A 2,021-nucleotide genomic window follows, 5' to 3' on the forward strand; every position below is an offset into this window, starting at 1 on the left:
GTATATACCCATACTAATTAATTAAAATATTTCATTATTTCAATTTTTGGGAGGGAATTAATGAATCCATTAAAACAATCTATAAGAATAAAAAATGTTGATATCAGCAATAGAATTGTTATGCCTCCAATGGCAACTGCAAAATCAGAGAACGGATATGTAAATCAAAGTTTGCTGGATTATTATGATGAAAAAACAAAAGGTGGATATATTGGATTGGTTATAACTGAACATGCCTATGTCAGTCTTGATGGGAAAGCGAAGGAAGGTCAATTGTCTGTATCAAGAGATGAAGATATTGAGGGTCTTAAAAAGGTAGTGGATACAATTCATAAAAATGGATCAAAAGTGATTGCACAAATTAATCATGCTGGAAGCTCCACAGATAAAAAAGTAACAGGTTTTGACCCTATCAGTGCCAGTCCTATAAAAAATATAGGTGCCACAGGAAATCCTAATATCATTCCACATGAGATGACCAAAAGTGATATAAAAAGAGTTATTCAATCCTTTGTTGAATCAGCAAGAAGAGTTAAAGAGGCTGGATTTGATGGTGTAGAAATCCACTCTGCTCATGCCTATCTATTGAATCAATTTTTCTCACCACTTACCAATAAGCGTACTGATGAATATGGGACTACATTAGATGGAAGAGTACGAATACATTTAGAGATTGTTAGAGAAATAAGAAAGGTCGTTGGTAAAGATTATATTATTGCCCTTCGACTGGGGGCTTGTGATTATATGGAAGGTGGAAGCTCCTTAGCTGATGGCATTGCAGCAGCTGAAGCTCTGGAAAAAGCTGGAGTTGATCTATTGGATATTTCCGGTGGATTGTGTGGTATTATGAATCCAAATAATAGAGAGGCTGGATATTTCTCAGAGCTATCAGAATCAATTAAAAGAAAAATATCAATACCTGTTATCCTTACGGGGGGAGTTACAGATGGTCAACAAGTAGAAAAACTTCTATCTGAGAAAAAAGCAGATTTTATAGGAGTTGGAAGAGAACTTTTAAAAGATTCTAATTGGGCCAAAAAAGTAATCTCTTCCCTTGAAAGTTAAAAAATATTTACATTTAAAAGGGGAGGTTCTATGAAAACAGAAAAATTATATTATGAAAATCCATTTCAAACTTCATGTGAAGCATTTTTAGTTAAAAAAGTAGAAAATGGACTAATCTTTAATAAAACGGTGGCTTTTCCAGAAGGGGGAGGGCAGATTGGAGATGTGGGAACTTTAATTAGATGTAAAGATAATTCTGAAATCAACTTTCACGATACCACTAAGATAGGTGGAAGAGACCTCTCTCTAAAAAATTTCCCAAAAATAAAAGTTGAAAGTCAAATTATGCATCATGTTGACAACAATGAAATTCTGGACTTTGAAATAGGAGAAAAATTTATTATTAAATTAGATAGTCTAAAAAGAGCTCAGATTACTCTTCACCACTCTGCTCTACATTTAGTTCTAATGGTTTTAGAGGAGATGTTTCCCGGTATTGATAAAAAAATAATTGGAGCTAGAATAACTGATAAATATGGAAGATTAGATTTTGCAATCGATTATAAATTTGCTCCTGAAATACTATCTAAAGCAGAAAATATATGTAATAAATATATAGATAATGATATGCCAACTGAAATTTTTACTCATCCAGATGAGAAAGAAGCTCTATATTGGAGATGTAATGACTATACAGTCCCTTGTGGAGGTACTCATTGTAAAACTACAAAAGATTTAAAGGGTATAAAACTTAAAAGAAAAAGCATTGGAAGAAGTGCGGAAAGATTGATTGTAGAGATACCAATAAATGAGGCTTTCAATAAGTTATATAGCGAGGTTAATCAGTGAACTACCACCGCCCAAATAGAGAGCGGGGCTTCGTGGGAAGTATCTGACTACTCATTTCAGATATGTTAATCACGCTCTACGGGTAGTTCCTACCCTGATATATGTTTTAGTAAGCTAGTAGCTCTCTACCAACCTCACGAATATTTATACTGGCGTTTAGGTCTCTA

Annotated in this window: 2 protein-coding genes; both read left to right on the forward strand. The window is 33.7% G+C overall.

Annotation, left to right across the window (positions count from 1 at the left end):
- The first annotated feature begins 60 nt into the window (after nucleotides 1-60).
- On the forward strand, nucleotides 61-1,065 hold the full coding sequence (locus ACMOUI_RS01200) for an NADH:flavin oxidoreductase (protein WP_418963921.1): 1,005 nt from the start codon (nucleotides 61-63) through the stop codon (nucleotides 1,063-1,065).
- A 30-nt stretch (nucleotides 1,066-1,095) separates the two neighbouring features.
- Entirely contained in the window at nucleotides 1,096-1,854 is a 759-nt protein-coding gene (locus ACMOUI_RS01205; protein WP_418963922.1) for a hypothetical protein, read from the forward strand.
- Nucleotides 1,855-2,021 lie beyond the last annotated feature (167 nt).

The sequence above is a fragment of the Cetobacterium sp. genome (assembly GCF_048470075.1).
GTDB lineage: Bacteria > Fusobacteriota > Fusobacteriia > Fusobacteriales > Fusobacteriaceae > Cetobacterium_A.

Coding starts and splice junctions, on each gene's coding strand:
- ACMOUI_RS01200 (WP_418963921.1), top strand. CDS start 61: ATGAATCCATTAAAACAATCTATAAGAATAAAAAATGTTGATATCAGC.
- ACMOUI_RS01205 (WP_418963922.1), top strand. CDS start 1,096: ATGAAAACAGAAAAATTATATTATGAAAATCCATTTCAAACTTCATGT.